This is a genomic window from Mesorhizobium sp. B2-1-8 (assembly GCF_006442545.2).
Classification (GTDB): Bacteria; Pseudomonadota; Alphaproteobacteria; order Rhizobiales; family Rhizobiaceae; genus Mesorhizobium.
The window spans coordinates 1,342,310-1,356,143 of record NZ_CP083952.1 but is presented as its reverse complement, the minus strand read 5'-3'; the positions used below and the strand labels follow the sequence as shown (position 1 = coordinate 1,356,143).

The following is a 13,834-nucleotide window of genomic DNA, read 5'->3' as shown; positions in this document are numbered from 1 at the left end:
ATGGCAGTTTTGGCTGTTCTAGGGCACGACGCCGTCATTTCAAGCCGGTTCTTGCCAGTTTGTCATTCGCACGCCTGAGCCAAGGAGCGCCTTATGATGGAAGACACGGCAGGTCGGGTCATGGTCCGCGCGGCAATGAGGGCGCCTTACCTTGAGCGCGACGAGGAGCATCGGCTTGCACTGCTCTGGAAACAGGACAACGATCAGAATGCGTTGCACAGCATCACCGTTGCCCATATGCGGCTGGTCATTTCCATGGCCTCGAAATTCCGTCACTACGGCCTGCCTCTCGGCGACCTGATCCAGGAAGGCCATGTCGGTCTGCTCGAGGCCGCCGCTCGCTTCGAGCCCGAGCGCGAGGTGCGGTTTTCGACCTACGCGACGTGGTGGATTCGCGCTTCGATGCAGGACTACATCCTGCGCAACTGGTCGATCGTGCGCGGCGGCACCAGTTCGGCGCAAAAGGCCCTGTTTTTCAATCTGAGGCGGTTGCGCGCCCGTCTCGCGAACGGCGCCGAACCACTCTCCAACACAACCCTCTACCGCGAGGTGTCGGTTGCGCTCGGCGTTTCCGAAGCTGATGTGGCGTTGATGGATTCGCGCCTGTCGGCGCCCGATTCCTCGCTCAACGTGCCGCTTGCCGACGATGCGGGTGCGACCGAGCGGATGGACTTCCTGGTCTCGGACGATCCCTTGCCCGACGAGATTGTCGGCGACAAGATCGATATCGCGCGCCGCGCGCTCTGGCTGAAGGAGGCGCTTCAAGCGCTCAACGCCCGCGAACTCCGCATCATCGAGGAACGCCGGCTTACCGACGAGGGCGCCACGCTCGAGGCACTCGGCGAGACGCTCGGCATTTCCAAGGAACGCGTCCGCCAGATCGAAGCCCGCGCCCTGGAAAAGCTCAAGGTCGCGCTGGTGAAGCAGAACCCGGAATTCATGGCGACTGCCGCCTGATCTCGCGCAACGGCGCTTACTTGTCGGTGACGATCTTGACCTTGTCGCCGGCCGAAACCGCGGCCCCCGGCGACAGCGCGTTGAGCACGCGGAACAGGTCGAGCTTGCGGTCGACGCCCACCATCTGCGCGGCAAGCGAACCCATGGTCTGTCCTGGCTGCACCGTAAGCACACGGATATGCAGTGGCTTCAGGGCCGCTTTTTCGGCGGGGCTGAGGATGTGAAAAGAGCCACTGACCGAGCGCGCCACCGTTTCCAGCGACGCGCTGGCCGAGGGGGCCGCGGTCAGCAGTCGGTAGACCTGGCCGCCGGCACGGATCACCGCGATGTCGAACTGCCAGCCTTCGGCGCCGGCATGCGCGGTCGCGGCCTCATTGCCGTTGATGGTTTCCTGCTTGACGGTGCTGTCGTCGAGGCCGGCCACCCAGCCGCTTCTGATATAGTCGGTCAAGGCGCGGTTCTTGTCGATCGAAACGCCGTCGAAGCGGATCGCTATGTCGCCCGGACCCGTTGCCGTCACCGCTGCCGCCGAATTGTCGATGATGAAACCGTCCGGCACCGTGAACGACACGCCGAGACCCGGATGCAGGAAGGTTTCGCCGCGCACATAGCCCTCTTCCGGCGTGTCGCCATAAAGCAGGCCGTCTATGCCGGCGAGGAAGGAATCGCGATCGCGCGTGCCGAAACCGGGCGCGCCGAATTGGCGGGCGTGGCGCTGTGCCAGATCGATGCGTTGCGGCGTGCTGGGATGCGTGGCCAGGAAGTCGAGGCTGGCGTCCGTGGCACCGCTGATCGAACGGAAATCGGTGTAGGCCGACATCGACTGCAGGAAGCGGCCGGCGGCATAGGGATCGTAGCCGGCTTCGCCGATCGACTTGATGCCAATGGCGTCAGCCTCCAGTTCCTGGTTGCGCGAGAACTGCGCCAGCCTGAGCTTGCCGCGGATCAGTGCTGCCTTGGCGGTCGGGCTGTCGCCGAGCACATCGGAAACGACCTTGGTCGCAAGGCCTTCCTCGGCCTCCAGCTGCTGGCGTTGCAGGCCGTGATTGGCGGTGACGTGTCCCATTTCATGCGCGATGACGGCGGCGAGCTCGGACGAATCATTGGCCAGCGCCAACAGGCCGCGCGTGATGTAGAGATAGCCGCCCGGCAGCGCGAAAGCGTTGACGTTGGGCGAATTGAGGATGGTGATGCGATAGGTCTGGGTCGGGTTAGCCGACACCACGGTCAGATTGCCGACCACCTTGGCGACCATGCGCTCGAGCTTGGGATCGGAATACTCGCCACCATAGGTCGCCAGGATACGCGGATGCTGCGCCTTGGCGAGTTCGGCAAGCTTGTTGTTGGCGGCGACATTGTCCACCGTGATCGGCTTGTCGGATGGCTGGAAGCCGGATTCCTGGACTTCCGGAGGCGTAAACATCTGGCAGCTTGCCAGCGCCACGGCAAAGCCGGCGAGCGCGAGAAAGCGCGCCAGCGGATTCATTCGTAGCCTGTCAGCGCCGATCGCCAGAATGGCTTCCTTTCAGGTCCTTACGCATGGCCAACGGACCGTGTCATGCGCAAAACAAACTGCTACAGCGTCGGTCGCGCGCTCGGGGCGGGCAGCAGATGCTGTAGGCAAATCACGGCCTGTGCCGGACCGGTATCGAGCGGACCTAGCCACACTACTCCAGTCATGGCAAGCAAGCGCCACATCGCCTCGGGCCGGTTTGAGCGTAAATTATGTCCGCTTCCGGGCAATATCTCGTGATAAGGCATCCCCGGCAGCCGCACCGATGTAGCGCCTGAACGCCTCCGGACCAGCCCCTGCAAAGAAATCGTCGGAGGTGCCTGTGGCGGCGACGGCGCCATTGTCCAGAAACACCACCTTCTGGCCGATCCGGCGGGCATCCTGCGGCTGGTGCGTGACGAACAGCACCGTCATGCCACGCTCGGCATGGAGGCTGGCAACCAGGTCGAGCATGTCGTCGCGCAACGCGGGTCCGAGCGAGGCGAAGGGTTCGTCGAGCAGCAGCACCGGGCGGTCACGCACCAGCACGCGAGCCAGGGCGACGCGCTGGCGCTCACCGCCCGAAAGTTCACGCGGCAGCCGCTTCTCCTTGCCGGCAAGGCCGGTGCGCCCAAGCGCCTCCGCGATATCGGCGTGGTCGGCATCGGTCAGTCGCAACGATGGCGAACGGCCGAGCCCGACATTCTGCTCGACGGAAAGATGCGCGAAAAGATTGTTCTCCTGGAACACCATCGACACCGGCCGCACGGCCGGCGGCTCGCCGCCGACATCGGCCCCGCCGATCAGCAGGCGCCCGGATCTCGGCGTCTCGAACCCGGCCACCAGACTGAGCAGCGTCGACTTTCCCGAACCGCTCGGCCCCATGATGGCGGTGATTTGCGCAGCCGTGAACTCGACATCGAAGGCGAACAATGCCTCGCCATAACTGAACGAGACCTTGTCCAGCCGCACCGTAACCCCCTTGCCGTCAGCAGCCCTGTCAAACATCGCGGGCCATCCCCTTTCCCAGCCGGTCCGCTGCCAGCACCAGTGCCAGGCAGACAAGGCCGAGTAGCAGTGCCAGGCCGGCGGCGTCCTGCGTGCGGTAGCTGCCCATGCGAGCCAGGAGAAGGTAGGGCAAGGTCTGCACGGAATCACTGCCGAACAGGGCGATGACGCCGAGATCGCCAAGCGACAGCGCCATGGCGAACGCAAAGGCGGTGGCGAGCGGCCGCCGCAGCGACGGCCAGTCGACCAGCCGCAGTCTTGCCCAGCCGGAAATGCCGAGCTGCGCGCAGAGCCGTTCGTGACGCTCGCTTGCCGCGTCATAGGCGGGACGGATGGCGCGCAACGCGAAAGGCATCGCCATGACGGCGTTGACGGTGACGACCATGAGCGGGGCGATGGCAAAGACATCGCCGACATGGCGCAGCAACAGGAACCAGCCGGCGCCGATGACGATCGGCGGCACGACCAGCACAAAGCCGGCGCCGGTATCGGTGGCATGTTCGAGCAGTGTCCTTGGGCCGGAGCGGCGGTTCAGCGCCAGCGCCCGGCGCGCCATGGTCAGGGCCAGCGAAAGCATCACCGAAAGCAGCGCCGACAGGAAAGCGAGCACGGCACTGGTCAGTGTCGCCTGCCGGACAGTGGCCTCGCCGGCCAGCCGGCCGAGATCGGCGCCCAATCCGGCCGCCACGGTCGCCGCCATCGGCCCGGCAACGAAGAGCGAAGCCAACACGATGAGGATAGCGTTCAGCGAGGCCTCGGTCCTGTTGACCGAGAGATAGCGGCGCGGCGCGACCGGCAGGTTGGTGTCGCCGACGACATTGGCGCCGAGCCGGGTCAGCGCCAGCACCACGATGAAGGTCAAGCCGATCTGCAGCAATGTCAGCGCGACAGCCCGCGCGGGATCGAAATCGAAGCGCAATGCCTGATAGATGCCGACCTCCAGCGTCGTCGCGGCCGGCCCGCCGCCAAGCGTCAGCACGATGGTGAAGGATGTGATGCAGAGCATGAAGACAAGTCCGGCGACGCCGGGCAAGGCGGCGCGCAGCGTCGGCCATTCGATCAGCCGAAATGCCGGCCGCGCTCCCATCCCGAGCTGGCTCGCCAGCCGCCACTGGTCTGAGGGAATGGTCTGCAGCGCCTCGAGGAGCAGGCGGGTGGCCAGCGGCAGGTTGAAGAAGACATGGGCAACGAGAATGCCGGACAGGCCATAGATGCCCGGCCAGTCCCGGCCGCCAACCCAGTTGAACAGACCGGCGAAATAGCCGGCGCGGCCGTAGAGCGCCAGGATGCCGAGCGCCGCGACGACCGCCGGCAGAGCCAGCGGCACGGCGAAGAGCCGCAGGATGAAGGCGCGGCCGGGGAAACGTGGATGCCGCGACAGCGCCCGCGCCACGAACAGGGCGGGCCCGACCGAGAGCAGCGTCGACAGGGCCGCCTGCCAGAGCGTGAAGCGCACGACACGGAAGAGGTAAGGATCGAAGGCGGCCCAGGCGCCGGAAAAATCGTGGGCGCCTTCGATGATAAGGCCGGCAAAAGCGCCGCCGACCAGCAGTGTGGTTGCCGCGAGCGCGGTGATGCCGGCGGTGATGCGGGGATCAGATGCGCGTTGCACTGAGAACCAACGATCGACTTGGGAAACATTGTGTTCCTTGGCGCCCCCCTCGTGGGGGAGATGTCCGGCAGGACAGAGGGGGGCGCCGTAGAGCGGTCATCTCACGAGATTAGCCCACAAAACCTACTTGCTCATCACCGCCAGCCATTCGTCCACCCAGGCCTTGCGGTTGGCGGCGACCTCCTCGGGGCTGAACAGCAAGGTCTTGGTCGGCTTGACCAGTTTGTCGAAGGCGGGGTTGAGCGGCTTGTCGGTCTTGCCGGCCGGGAACATCCAATTGGTCTCCGGGATGGCGTCCTGGAATTTCGGCCCGGTCATGAAAGCCATGAACTTGGCCGCCAACGGGTTCTTGGCCCCCGTGGTGGTGATGCCGGCAACCTCGATCTGCAGGTACTCGCCCTCTTCGAAGGATGCCGCCTGGTAGCGCTCGGTGTTTTCGGCGACCATGTGGTAGGCCGGCGAGGTGGTGTAGGACAGCACCATCGGCGCCTCGCCCTTGGTAAACAGGCCGTAGGCCTCGCTCCAGCCCGGCGTCACGGTCAGCACCTTGGCCTTGAGCTTGGCCCAGGCTTCCGGTGCCTTGTCGCCATAGACCGACTTCACCCACAACAGCAGGCCGAGGCCCGGCGTCGAAGTGCGCGGGTCCTCGATGACGATCTTGTCATTGGCACTGCCCTCGACCAGGTCCTTCAGGCTTTTCGGCGGCGTCTTGAGCTTCTCGGTATCATAGACGACGGCGAAATAGCCGTAGTCGAAGGGGACGAAAGTATCGTCGCTCCAGCCGCCCGGCACATTGACATCGCTCACCGTGCCATGAGGCGCGAACAGGCCCGACGCCTTGGCATCGGCGGTGAGATTGGTGTCGAGGCCAAGCACGATGTCGGCCTTGGTCGCTGCGCCTTCGAGCTTGACACGGTTGAGCAGCGCCACGCCGTCGGCGACCGAGACGAATTCGACATCGCAGCCACATTCGGCCTCGAATTCCTTCTTTACCACCGGGCCTGGACCCCAGTCGGCGGTGAAGCTCTCATAGGTATAAACGGTAAGCTTGTCCTTGGCCAAAGCCGGCCCGGACAGGGTCACTACCACGGCTGCGACGAGAGAATTTAAAAGCGTGCGCATCGGCGCCTCCTTCGTTTGCGTTGAAAGGAATTGAGGCGTCGGATTGTCCGAAACGTCTAATCCCTCCGCCGGTACAAACCGGATCAGGTTCAGCGGGTTGGCGAGACTACCTCTCAGCCGGCCCGCGAAAGTCGCGTCCGGCACCCCGTTAGAGCGTTTCGACACATAGGCCCGGCCGATGGGACACGCAAGTGGGAGTTTGCCGCCTTCCGTTTCCCGTGCCGGGCTGGTAAGGGCGACAGGATATGAGCACATTCACCATCCTGCTTGGCGGCGATCTCATCCGCACGCCCCGGCTCGACCGCCAGGTCAAAGGCTCGCGCGTCATCGCCGCCGACGCCGGCATCGGCCATGCGCGGATGCTGGGCCTTGTCCCGGAACTGTGGGTCGGCGATTTCGATTCCGTGCCGGCCGATCTGCCGGAAGGTCTCGCCGCCGTGCCCCGGCAAACCTTCCCGGCGGAAAAGGACAAGACCGACGGCGAACTGGCGATCGCGGCAGCGCTCGAGCGCGGGGCGACTCGTCTTGTGCTGGCGGGCGCCTTCGGCGGCAAGCGCGCCGATCACGCCTTCCTGCATCTGGCGCTTGGCCTGCGGCTGGCCGAGGCCGGAACAGCTGTGCTTCTGACCAGCGGCGCCCAGGAAGCTGTCCCCTTGCTGCTCGGCAGGGCCGGCTTCGATTATGCCGACGGCACGCTGTTTTCGATACTCGGCTTTTCCGAACTCTCCGGCCTGACCGTAACCGGCGCCAAATGGCCGCTCGACAAGGTCGAGGTGGCTTTCGGTTCGTCGCTGACCATTTCCAACGAGGTCAAGGGCCGCCTCGACATCGCGCTCAGCCATGGCCGCGCACTGCTGCTCGCCCATCCCTATCCATTGCCCGAAAGCTGACATGGCCCCGCCTCTTCTCAATCTCGACGGGATAAGACTGACCTTCGGCGGCACGCCGCTGCTCGACGGCGCCGCCTTGACCGCTTCGGCCGGCGACAAGATCGCGCTGGTCGGCCGCAACGGGTCCGGCAAGTCGACGTTGCTCAAGATCGCCGCCGGCCTGATCGAACCGCAGGATGGCGAGGTGTTCCGCCAGCCTTCTGCGACAGTACGCTATCTGCCGCAAATGCCCGACATGGACGGCTTCGCCAATGTGCGCGCCTATGTCGAGGCCGGACTAGGGCCGGCCGACGATCCCTATCGCGCCAGCTATCTGATGGAGCATCTCGGCCTGTCGGGCGAGGAGCGGCCGGGCGACCTGTCCGGCGGCGAGGCCAGGCGCGCCGCGCTTGCTCGTGTCATGGCGCCCGAGCCCGACATTCTGCTTCTTGATGAACCGACCAACCATCTCGATTTGTCTGTCATCGAATGGCTGGAAGAAGAGCTCGTCCGGACTTCCTCGGCGCTCATCGTGATCTCGCACGACCGCCGCTTCCTCGAACGCGTGTCGCGCGCCACTGTCTGGCTCGACCGTGGCCAGACCCGCAGGCTGGACAAGGGCTTTGGCCATTTCGAGGAATGGCGCGACCTGGTTCTGGAAGAGGAAGAGCGCGAACAGCACAAGCTCGGCCGCCAGATCGTGCGCGAGGAGCATTGGTTGCGCTATGGCGTGACGGCGCGGCGCAAGCGGAACATGCGACGCCTCGGCGAGCTGCAGACCATGCGCCAGCGCTTTCGCGGCCATCGCGGTGCCGAGGGCTCCGCGACCTTGGTGGCAAGCGACGCCGCCGAATCCGGCAAGCTGGTGATCGAAGCCAAGAACATCGAGAAGGGCTTTGGCGACCTCACCGTCGTCAAGGGATTCTCGACCCGTATCCAGCGCGGCGACCGCGTCGGCCTTGTCGGGCCGAACGGCGCCGGCAAGACGACGCTTCTGAAGATGCTGACCGGCGAGTTGGCGCCTGATGCCGGATCGGTACGGCTCGGCACCAATCTGGAAATCGCCACGCTCGACCAGAAGCGCGAGGCAGTCGATCCGCAGGAGACATTGGCACAGTATCTGACTGACGGGCGCGGCGAAAACCTCGTCATCAATGGCGAGCAGCGCCATGTCGTCTCCTACATGAAGGATTTTCTGTTCAAGCCGGAACAGGCCCGCACGCCGGTGCGCGAATTGTCCGGCGGCGAGCGGGCGCGGCTGATCCTGGCGCGCGTGCTGGCGCGGCCGGCGAACCTTTTGGTGCTCGATGAGCCGACCAACGATCTCGATATGGAGACGCTGGAATTGCTGCAGGAACTGGTTGCCGGTTTTGCCGGCACCGTCATCCTGGTCAGCCACGACCGCGATTTCCTTGATCGTACGGTGACCAGCATCATTGCGCCGGATGGCGGCGGCCACTGGGTCGAATATGCCGGCGGCTATTCAGATATGCTGGCGCAGCGCGGCGGCACCAGGCTCGACGACCGCAAGGCGCGCGCCAAGGCAGAAGCCGGCGATGCGCCGGCACCAGGCAAGAGCGAGCCGGCAACGCCAAAAGGGCCGGCTAAGAAACTGTCGTTCAAGCAGAAGTTCGCGTTGGACTCTTTGCCCAAGAAGATCGAGGCGGTGATCGCGTCGATCTCGCGGCTGGAGAACAACATCGCCGATCCCGCCTATTACGAGCGCGATCCGGCATCGTTCCAGAAGACCATTGCCGCCCTCGACAAGGAGCGCGCGACGCTGGCGGCACTCGAGGAAGAATGGCTGGAGCTTGAGATGCTGCGGGAAGAGATGGAAGGGTAGGTCCGCCGCAGTCGAGGCAGCTTGATTTGATTGCCTCCATATCGGAATGCGCATATATTATGCGCATGTTGCGGAGGTCACCATGCGTAAGATTGCCTTGAATGCGGTCCGTCAGCCAGCAAATCTGTCGATCGACTCGAACCTCATGAGGGAAGCCAAGGGGCTTGATGTGAACGTCTCGCGCGCTGCGGAGGCCGGCATCGCGGAAGCGGTGGCGGCCGAGAAAACGAGGCTGTGGAAGCTTGAGAACCGCCCCACGATAGATGCGTGGAACGACTACATCGACAAAAACGGCATCCCGTTGGAAGAGTACCGGCAGTTCTGATGCCGCGCTATGATGTCTTCGCCGGTCGCGTCGAAGGCAACTATTTGCTCGACGTCCAATCCGACCTGCTCGACAATTTCAAGACGCGGGTAGTCATCCCGCTACTGCCGGTCGCAACGGTGCCGCCGCCGATGCGAAAGCTTCATCCGATCTTCGACATCAACGGCCGGAAGCTGGTTATGGCGACACACCTGATTGCTACCGTCCCGGCAAGCGAATTGGGTGAAAGTCGGCTGAACCTGACAAAGCATCACGACGATATCGTCGCCGCACTCGACATGCTTTTTCAGGGTTTCTGAACGAAGGCGACCGTTGCGCCGCCTTCTCAGCCCGCCGTCTTGGCCTGCCAGGCCTTGATCGCCTCGTCGAACACCTTCTCGCCGGGAAGGCCCTTTTCCATGGTCAGCAATGCCCGCCGTCCGGTCTTGTAGACCACCGGCACGTCGATCCAGTCCTGGCCGCGCAGCAGGGTCATGTTGGCGTCTTCGTCGGCCTTGGTGTCGTTGAGCGCGACGAGGAAGAAGCCGTCGGCGATCTTGGCCGGGATGCCGATGAGCGGGCTGCCGGCATCCTGTTCCGAGCTCTTCATGGCAACGCGCAATATGTTGTCGACGCCGCCGCCCTCGAAGCCGTCGGGCGTCAGGAAGATCATCTCGATGATGTGGCTGGCCGGCAGGGTCTTGTCGGTGTTGCGGCGGATGGTCATGCGCAACTGGATGTCCTTGCCGGGAATGGTCGCCTCGGCACGGATCGCCGGCTCTGGCGGCAGGTCGCCGCCGGGCGATTCCTGCACCAGCGACCAGACGATGCTGCCGGGCTCGGCCGAACCCTGGGCAGTGCTGGTGCGCTCCTCATAGAAGATCGCCTTCTGGCCGACCGGAACCGAGGTTTGCGCCGCGGCCGGTGCCGCCGGCGCGGCGCTTGCCGGTGCCGTCGCGGGCGGCGTTGCGCCTGCCGGCGCGGGCGGCGGTGTGGCGGCAGCCGCACTGGCCGGGGCCGGGGCCGCGGTCCCGTTGGCGGGTGGTGTCGCGGACGGTGTGCCCGCCGCGGGCGTGGTCGCGGCTGGCGCAGGCGTACCGGCAGCCGGCGTATTGGCAGCCGGAGCGGGAACCGCCGGCGCTGCCGTGGCCGGCGCATTCGTTGCCGTTGGCGGCGTCGTCAGCGCGGCGACGGACTCGCCCTCGCCTATGCCGCTCTGCCCGCCTGCCGGGCCGGGGTCGGTTTCGCCGCCTTCAGGCGTCAGCCGCTGCGTGAATTTCGGGCCTTCGGCGCCGGTCGCGGGCGCCGGTGGCGTGGCCGCGGCATCGGTCGCCGGCTTGGCCGGCGTCGTTTTCACCGGTTCGGTCTTGGCAACGACCTTGCTGCCGCCAAAGCCCAGCATCTTGCCGAAGGCATCCTTGTTCAGCCAGATGCCGTAACCGCCGCCGGCAACGACCAGCAATGCGACAACGGCGACGATCAACCCGCCATAGCTGCGCTTGCGTTCGGCCGGGCGCAAACGCTCGAAAGTGTCGGCGCCTGCCGGCGCTTCGTCATCGGCAAAGACATCGTCCCGATCCGCATCCATCCCCGGCAAGGTCTTTTCCGAAAACTCCGGAGCGGGCTGCACCGGCGTCGGCCTTTGCCACCCTGGCTCGGCCTTGGCGGTTGGAGCAGGCCGGTAGGGCTCGGGATTCGCCACGGGCTGCGCCGGTTTGTACGGCTCCGGGCTGGCTGCGGCAGGGGCGGGCCGATACGGAGAAGGAGCGGGAACCGATTCCGCCTTGGCCGGCTGCTTGACGTGGCTCGACTGGTTCTTGTTTCGGTCGATGGAGGAAAAGATGTGTTCCAGTTCCGCGAGCGGATCCGTTTCCGGCACACTCTTGGCATAGTCCCGCTCGACGCCGGCAATGGCGTCGTCCAGCGAGCGTTTCTGCTTGTCTATGGCCTCGGGAGCCAGCGGCGGCGAATAGTCCGCAAGCTTCTTCGCCAGCATGGCGCGAACGCTGTTATAGATGCGCGTACGCTTCTCGGGCGTCTCGTCGCCATGCTTCTCGAATGCGTTTTTCAGAACAGCAACGAAATCTGCCATGCTTCAGTCGACCTGTATTTTGCCTCCGCGCCGGCCCCCCGCAAATCAGCCGCGATGCCCGGAAAGGCTTCAGAAACTAGTCTTGAAACGGATCGGTCACAAGTATCGTGTCGTCCCGTTCCGGGCTGGTGGAGAGGAGTGCGACCGGCGCGCCGATCAGCTCCTCGATGTATCGGACATATTTGACGGCCTGGGCCGGGAGATCGTTCCAGCTGCGTGCGCCGGCGGTGGTGCCTTTCCAGCCATCCAGCGTCTCATAGATGGGTTCGACGCGGGCCTGCGCGCCCTGGCTTGCCGGCAAATAGTCGATCGTCTCGCCGTCGAGCCTGTAACCGGTACAGACCTTGATCTCGTCCAGCCCGTCGAGCACGTCGAGCTTGGTCAGCGCGATGCCCTTGATGCCGTTGACGGCGACCGCCTGGCGCACCAGCACCGCGTCGAACCAGCCGCAGCGGCGCTTGCGCCCGGTGACGACACCAAATTCATGGCCGCGTGTGCCGAGGAACTCGCCGATCTCGTTCTTCTGCTCGGTCGGGAACGGACCTTCGCCGACACGCGTGGTGTAGGCCTTTGTGATGCCGAGAACATAGCCGATGGCGCCCGGGCCAACGCCGGAGCCGGCCGCGGCCTGGCCGGCGACCGTGTTGGACGAGGTGACGAACGGATAGGTGCCGTGGTCGATGTCGAGTAGCGTGCCTTGCGCGCCCTCGAACAGGATGCGCTCGCCGGCACGGCGCTTGTCGTCGAGCACCTTCCAGACGCGGTCCATATAGGGCAGGATGTTGTTCGCGACCGAGGTCAATTCCTGCATGATCGCGTCATGCGTGACTTCGGCATGGCCGAGCCCGCGACGCAGCGCATTGTGGTGCGTCAGCAGCCTGTCGACCTTCAGGGGCAAAGTTTCCAAATCCGCCAGATCCATCACCCGAACGGCGCGCCGGCCCACCTTGTCCTCGTAGGCGGGGCCGATACCGCGTCGGGTCGTGCCAATCTTCGTTCCGGAATTCGAAGCGGCATCCTCGCGGAATCCGTCCAGCTCCCGGTGTACGGACAGGATAAGCGCCGTGTTTTCGGCTATTTTCAGGCGATCCGGCGTTACTTCCACGCCTTGGCCTTTCAGTTTCTCCACTTCGGCGACGAAAGCATGCGGATCGAAGACCACGCCATTGCCGATGATGGACAGCTTGCCTTCCCGCACGACACCCGAAGGCAACAGCGACAGCTTGTAGACCTTACCGTCGACGACCAGCGTGTGGCCGGCATTGTGGCCGCCCTGGAAACGCACCACCACATCGGCGCGCTCCGACAGCCAGTCGACGATCTTGCCCTTGCCTTCGTCGCCCCACTGCGAGCCGACGACCACCACATTGGCCATGTTTCTTTTCCCTTGAGACGCCGCCGCGCGGCTTGGATATGGTTCGAAACGACAGGCCTCTATAGCGTCAAGACCTCGCGAGTGCGACCTTTCTTTGCCGCCAAAAATGCCCTGAGGCACAACAATTTCCGGCTTTGACATCATTTACTTGGGCTGACGGGGGCAATAGGCCGGCAAACACCGCGGCCCATTCCCGCGGCCGGAAGCCCGCGATGCATCGAAGCGCCTACATATTCCTGCTGCTCACCACCTTGCTGTGGGGCGGCAATTCGGTGGCCGGCAAGCTGGCGGTCGACCACGTCTCGCCGATGACGCTGGTCTTCCTGCGCTGGATGCTGGCCGTGGCGATCCTGCTGCCGATCGGCTGGCGCACGATCCAGGAGGATTGGCCTGTCGTGCGCAGGCACTGGTTCGTGCTGGCGGCGCTGGGCGCCAGCGGCTTCACTCTGTTCAACACCATCTTCTACACCGCGCTCAACTACACCACGGCGATCAACGTCTCGATCGAACAGGCGGCGATGCCGATCCTGATCATGACAGCCAATTTCGTTTTCTTCCGCCTGCGCGTGAACTGGGCGCAGATCGCCGGCGTGGCGCTGACCATCTTCGGCGTCATCCTGACGGCCAGCCATGGCGATCCGCGCCGGCTGCTGACGCTGGAGCTCAATTTCGGCGACGCCATCATGCTGGTCGCGGTCGTTCTCTACAGCGGCTATTCGGTCGGGCTGCGGCTGAAGCCGGCGATACGCTGGCAGAGCCTGATGCTGGCCATGTCGTTCGCAGCACTTATCACCTCGCTGCCCTTCTTCCTGTGGGAGGCCGCCGCCGGCAAGGTGATCGTGCCCGATGCGCGCGGCTGGGCCGTCATCGTCTATACGGCGATCGGCGCTTCGGTCATCTCGCAGATAACCTATATCAGGGGCAACGAGCTGATCGGCGCCAACCGCGCCGGCCTGTTCATCAATCTGGTGCCGATCTTCGGTACGCTGCTTTCGGTGCTGATTGTCGGTGAGACGTTCCAGCTCTATCAGGCGCTGGCGCTGGTTCTCGTCCTGGGCGGCATCGGGCTCGCCGAACACAGCGGGCGCAAGATGGCTTCCGGCCAGAGCAATTCCAGGAAGCGCGCGTAGCGCTTTCCGGCAGTGGGTCAGTTTGAAATT

12 protein-coding genes and 1 riboswitch are annotated in these 13,834 nt (G+C 64.6%); of the genes, 6 read left to right on the top strand and 6 right to left on the bottom strand.

Going from position 1 to position 13,834, the window contains the following annotated elements; translation table 11 throughout:
- Window positions 1–93 precede the first annotated feature (93 nt).
- The gene (locus tag FJ970_RS06595) at window positions 94–957 is read left to right on the top strand and encodes an RNA polymerase factor sigma-32 (protein ID WP_140754699.1); all 864 of its coding nucleotides are present in this window, start codon (window positions 94–96) and stop codon (window positions 955–957) included.
- A 16-nt stretch (window positions 958–973) separates the two neighbouring features.
- On the opposite strand, the gene FJ970_RS06590 is transcribed toward FJ970_RS06595, so the two are convergent.
- The 4 genes from FJ970_RS06590 to thiB form a co-directional block, all read right to left on the bottom strand.
- Window positions 974–2,443 carry a M48 family metalloprotease gene (locus FJ970_RS06590; protein WP_140754701.1) on the bottom strand — a complete coding sequence of 490 codons (1,470 nt, stop codon included), beginning with the start codon at window positions 2,441–2,443 and terminating at the stop codon, window positions 974–976.
- A gap of 237 nt (window positions 2,444–2,680) precedes the next feature.
- Window positions 2,681–3,457 carry a thiamine ABC transporter ATP-binding protein gene (thiQ, locus tag FJ970_RS06585; RefSeq protein WP_140754703.1) on the bottom strand — a complete coding sequence of 259 codons (777 nt, stop codon included), beginning with the start codon at window positions 3,455–3,457 and terminating at the stop codon, window positions 2,681–2,683.
- On the bottom strand, window positions 3,450–5,069 hold the full coding sequence (gene thiP / locus FJ970_RS06580) for a thiamine/thiamine pyrophosphate ABC transporter permease (RefSeq protein ID WP_140754705.1): 1,620 nt from the start codon (window positions 5,067–5,069) through the stop codon (window positions 3,450–3,452). Before thiP ends, thiQ begins: the two co-directional genes overlap by 8 nt.
- 123 nt (window positions 5,070–5,192) lie before the next feature.
- The gene (gene thiB / locus FJ970_RS06575; RefSeq protein WP_140754707.1) at window positions 5,193–6,191 is read right to left on the bottom strand and encodes a thiamine ABC transporter substrate binding subunit; all 999 of its coding nucleotides are present in this window, start codon (window positions 6,189–6,191) and stop codon (window positions 5,193–5,195) included.
- A 43-nt stretch (window positions 6,192–6,234) separates the two neighbouring features.
- A riboswitch (TPP riboswitch) is annotated at window positions 6,235–6,349 on the bottom strand.
- An 87-nt stretch (window positions 6,350–6,436) separates the two neighbouring features.
- Here thiB and FJ970_RS06570 point away from each other — a divergent pair.
- The 4 genes from FJ970_RS06570 (at window position 6,437) to FJ970_RS06555 (ending at window position 9,527) form a co-directional block, all read left to right on the top strand.
- On the top strand, window positions 6,437–7,081 hold the full coding sequence (locus tag FJ970_RS06570; RefSeq protein WP_140754709.1) for a thiamine diphosphokinase: 645 nt from the start codon (window positions 6,437–6,439) through the stop codon (window positions 7,079–7,081).
- A gap of 1 nt (window position 7,082) precedes the next feature.
- Window positions 7,083–8,903: an ABC-F family ATP-binding cassette domain-containing protein gene (locus tag FJ970_RS06565; protein ID WP_140754711.1), complete on the top strand. Its 1,821-nt coding sequence runs from the start codon at window positions 7,083–7,085 to the stop codon at window positions 8,901–8,903.
- Between the two features lie 82 nt (window positions 8,904–8,985).
- Window positions 8,986–9,228 carry a type II toxin-antitoxin system CcdA family antitoxin gene (locus FJ970_RS06560; protein WP_140754713.1) on the top strand — a complete coding sequence of 81 codons (243 nt, stop codon included), beginning with the start codon at window positions 8,986–8,988 and terminating at the stop codon, window positions 9,226–9,228.
- Window positions 9,228–9,527, top strand: a complete 300-nt coding sequence (locus FJ970_RS06555; protein WP_140754715.1) for a CcdB family protein — start codon at window positions 9,228–9,230, stop codon at window positions 9,525–9,527. The genes FJ970_RS06560 and FJ970_RS06555 overlap by 1 nt, the downstream gene beginning before the upstream one ends.
- A gap of 26 nt (window positions 9,528–9,553) precedes the next feature.
- Here the strand turns inward: FJ970_RS06555 and FJ970_RS06550 are convergent, their stop codons facing one another.
- Together FJ970_RS06550 and FJ970_RS06545 are read right to left on the bottom strand one after the other, a co-directional pair.
- Complete coding sequence (locus tag FJ970_RS06550; protein ID WP_140754717.1) at window positions 9,554–11,299, bottom strand: hypothetical protein; 1,746 nt, start codon at window positions 11,297–11,299, stop codon at window positions 9,554–9,556.
- A 76-nt stretch (window positions 11,300–11,375) separates the two neighbouring features.
- On the bottom strand, window positions 11,376–12,674 hold the full coding sequence (locus FJ970_RS06545; RefSeq protein WP_140754719.1) for an adenylosuccinate synthase: 1,299 nt from the start codon (window positions 12,672–12,674) through the stop codon (window positions 11,376–11,378).
- A gap of 212 nt (window positions 12,675–12,886) precedes the next feature.
- On the opposite strand from FJ970_RS06545, the gene FJ970_RS06540 reads away from it, so the two are divergent.
- The gene (locus FJ970_RS06540; RefSeq protein ID WP_140754721.1) at window positions 12,887–13,804 is read left to right on the top strand and encodes a DMT family transporter; all 918 of its coding nucleotides are present in this window, start codon (window positions 12,887–12,889) and stop codon (window positions 13,802–13,804) included.
- The last annotated feature ends 30 nt before the right edge of the window (window positions 13,805–13,834 follow it).

What these genes read in the sequence shown, in the direction of transcription:
- FJ970_RS06550 (WP_140754717.1), bottom strand. Translation starts at nt 11,299, where the DNA reads ATGGCAGATTTCGTTGCTGTTCTGAAAAACGCATTCGAGAAGCATGGC.
- thiQ (WP_140754703.1), bottom strand. Translation starts at nt 3,457, where the DNA reads ATGTTTGACAGGGCTGCTGACGGCAAGGGGGTTACGGTGCGGCTGGAC.
- FJ970_RS06540 (WP_140754721.1), top strand. Translation starts at nt 12,887, where the DNA reads ATGCATCGAAGCGCCTACATATTCCTGCTGCTCACCACCTTGCTGTGG.
- FJ970_RS06590 (WP_140754701.1), bottom strand. Translation starts at nt 2,443, where the DNA reads ATGAATCCGCTGGCGCGCTTTCTCGCGCTCGCCGGCTTTGCCGTGGCG.
- FJ970_RS06565 (WP_140754711.1), top strand. Translation starts at nt 7,083, where the DNA reads ATGGCCCCGCCTCTTCTCAATCTCGACGGGATAAGACTGACCTTCGGC.
- FJ970_RS06555 (WP_140754715.1), top strand. Translation starts at nt 9,228, where the DNA reads ATGCCGCGCTATGATGTCTTCGCCGGTCGCGTCGAAGGCAACTATTTG.
- FJ970_RS06595 (WP_140754699.1), top strand. Translation starts at nt 94, where the DNA reads ATGATGGAAGACACGGCAGGTCGGGTCATGGTCCGCGCGGCAATGAGG.
- FJ970_RS06545 (WP_140754719.1), bottom strand. Translation starts at nt 12,674, where the DNA reads ATGGCCAATGTGGTGGTCGTCGGCTCGCAGTGGGGCGACGAAGGCAAG.
- FJ970_RS06560 (WP_140754713.1), top strand. Translation starts at nt 8,986, where the DNA reads ATGCGTAAGATTGCCTTGAATGCGGTCCGTCAGCCAGCAAATCTGTCG.
- thiB (WP_140754707.1), bottom strand. Translation starts at nt 6,191, where the DNA reads ATGCGCACGCTTTTAAATTCTCTCGTCGCAGCCGTGGTAGTGACCCTG.
- FJ970_RS06570 (WP_140754709.1), top strand. Translation starts at nt 6,437, where the DNA reads ATGAGCACATTCACCATCCTGCTTGGCGGCGATCTCATCCGCACGCCC.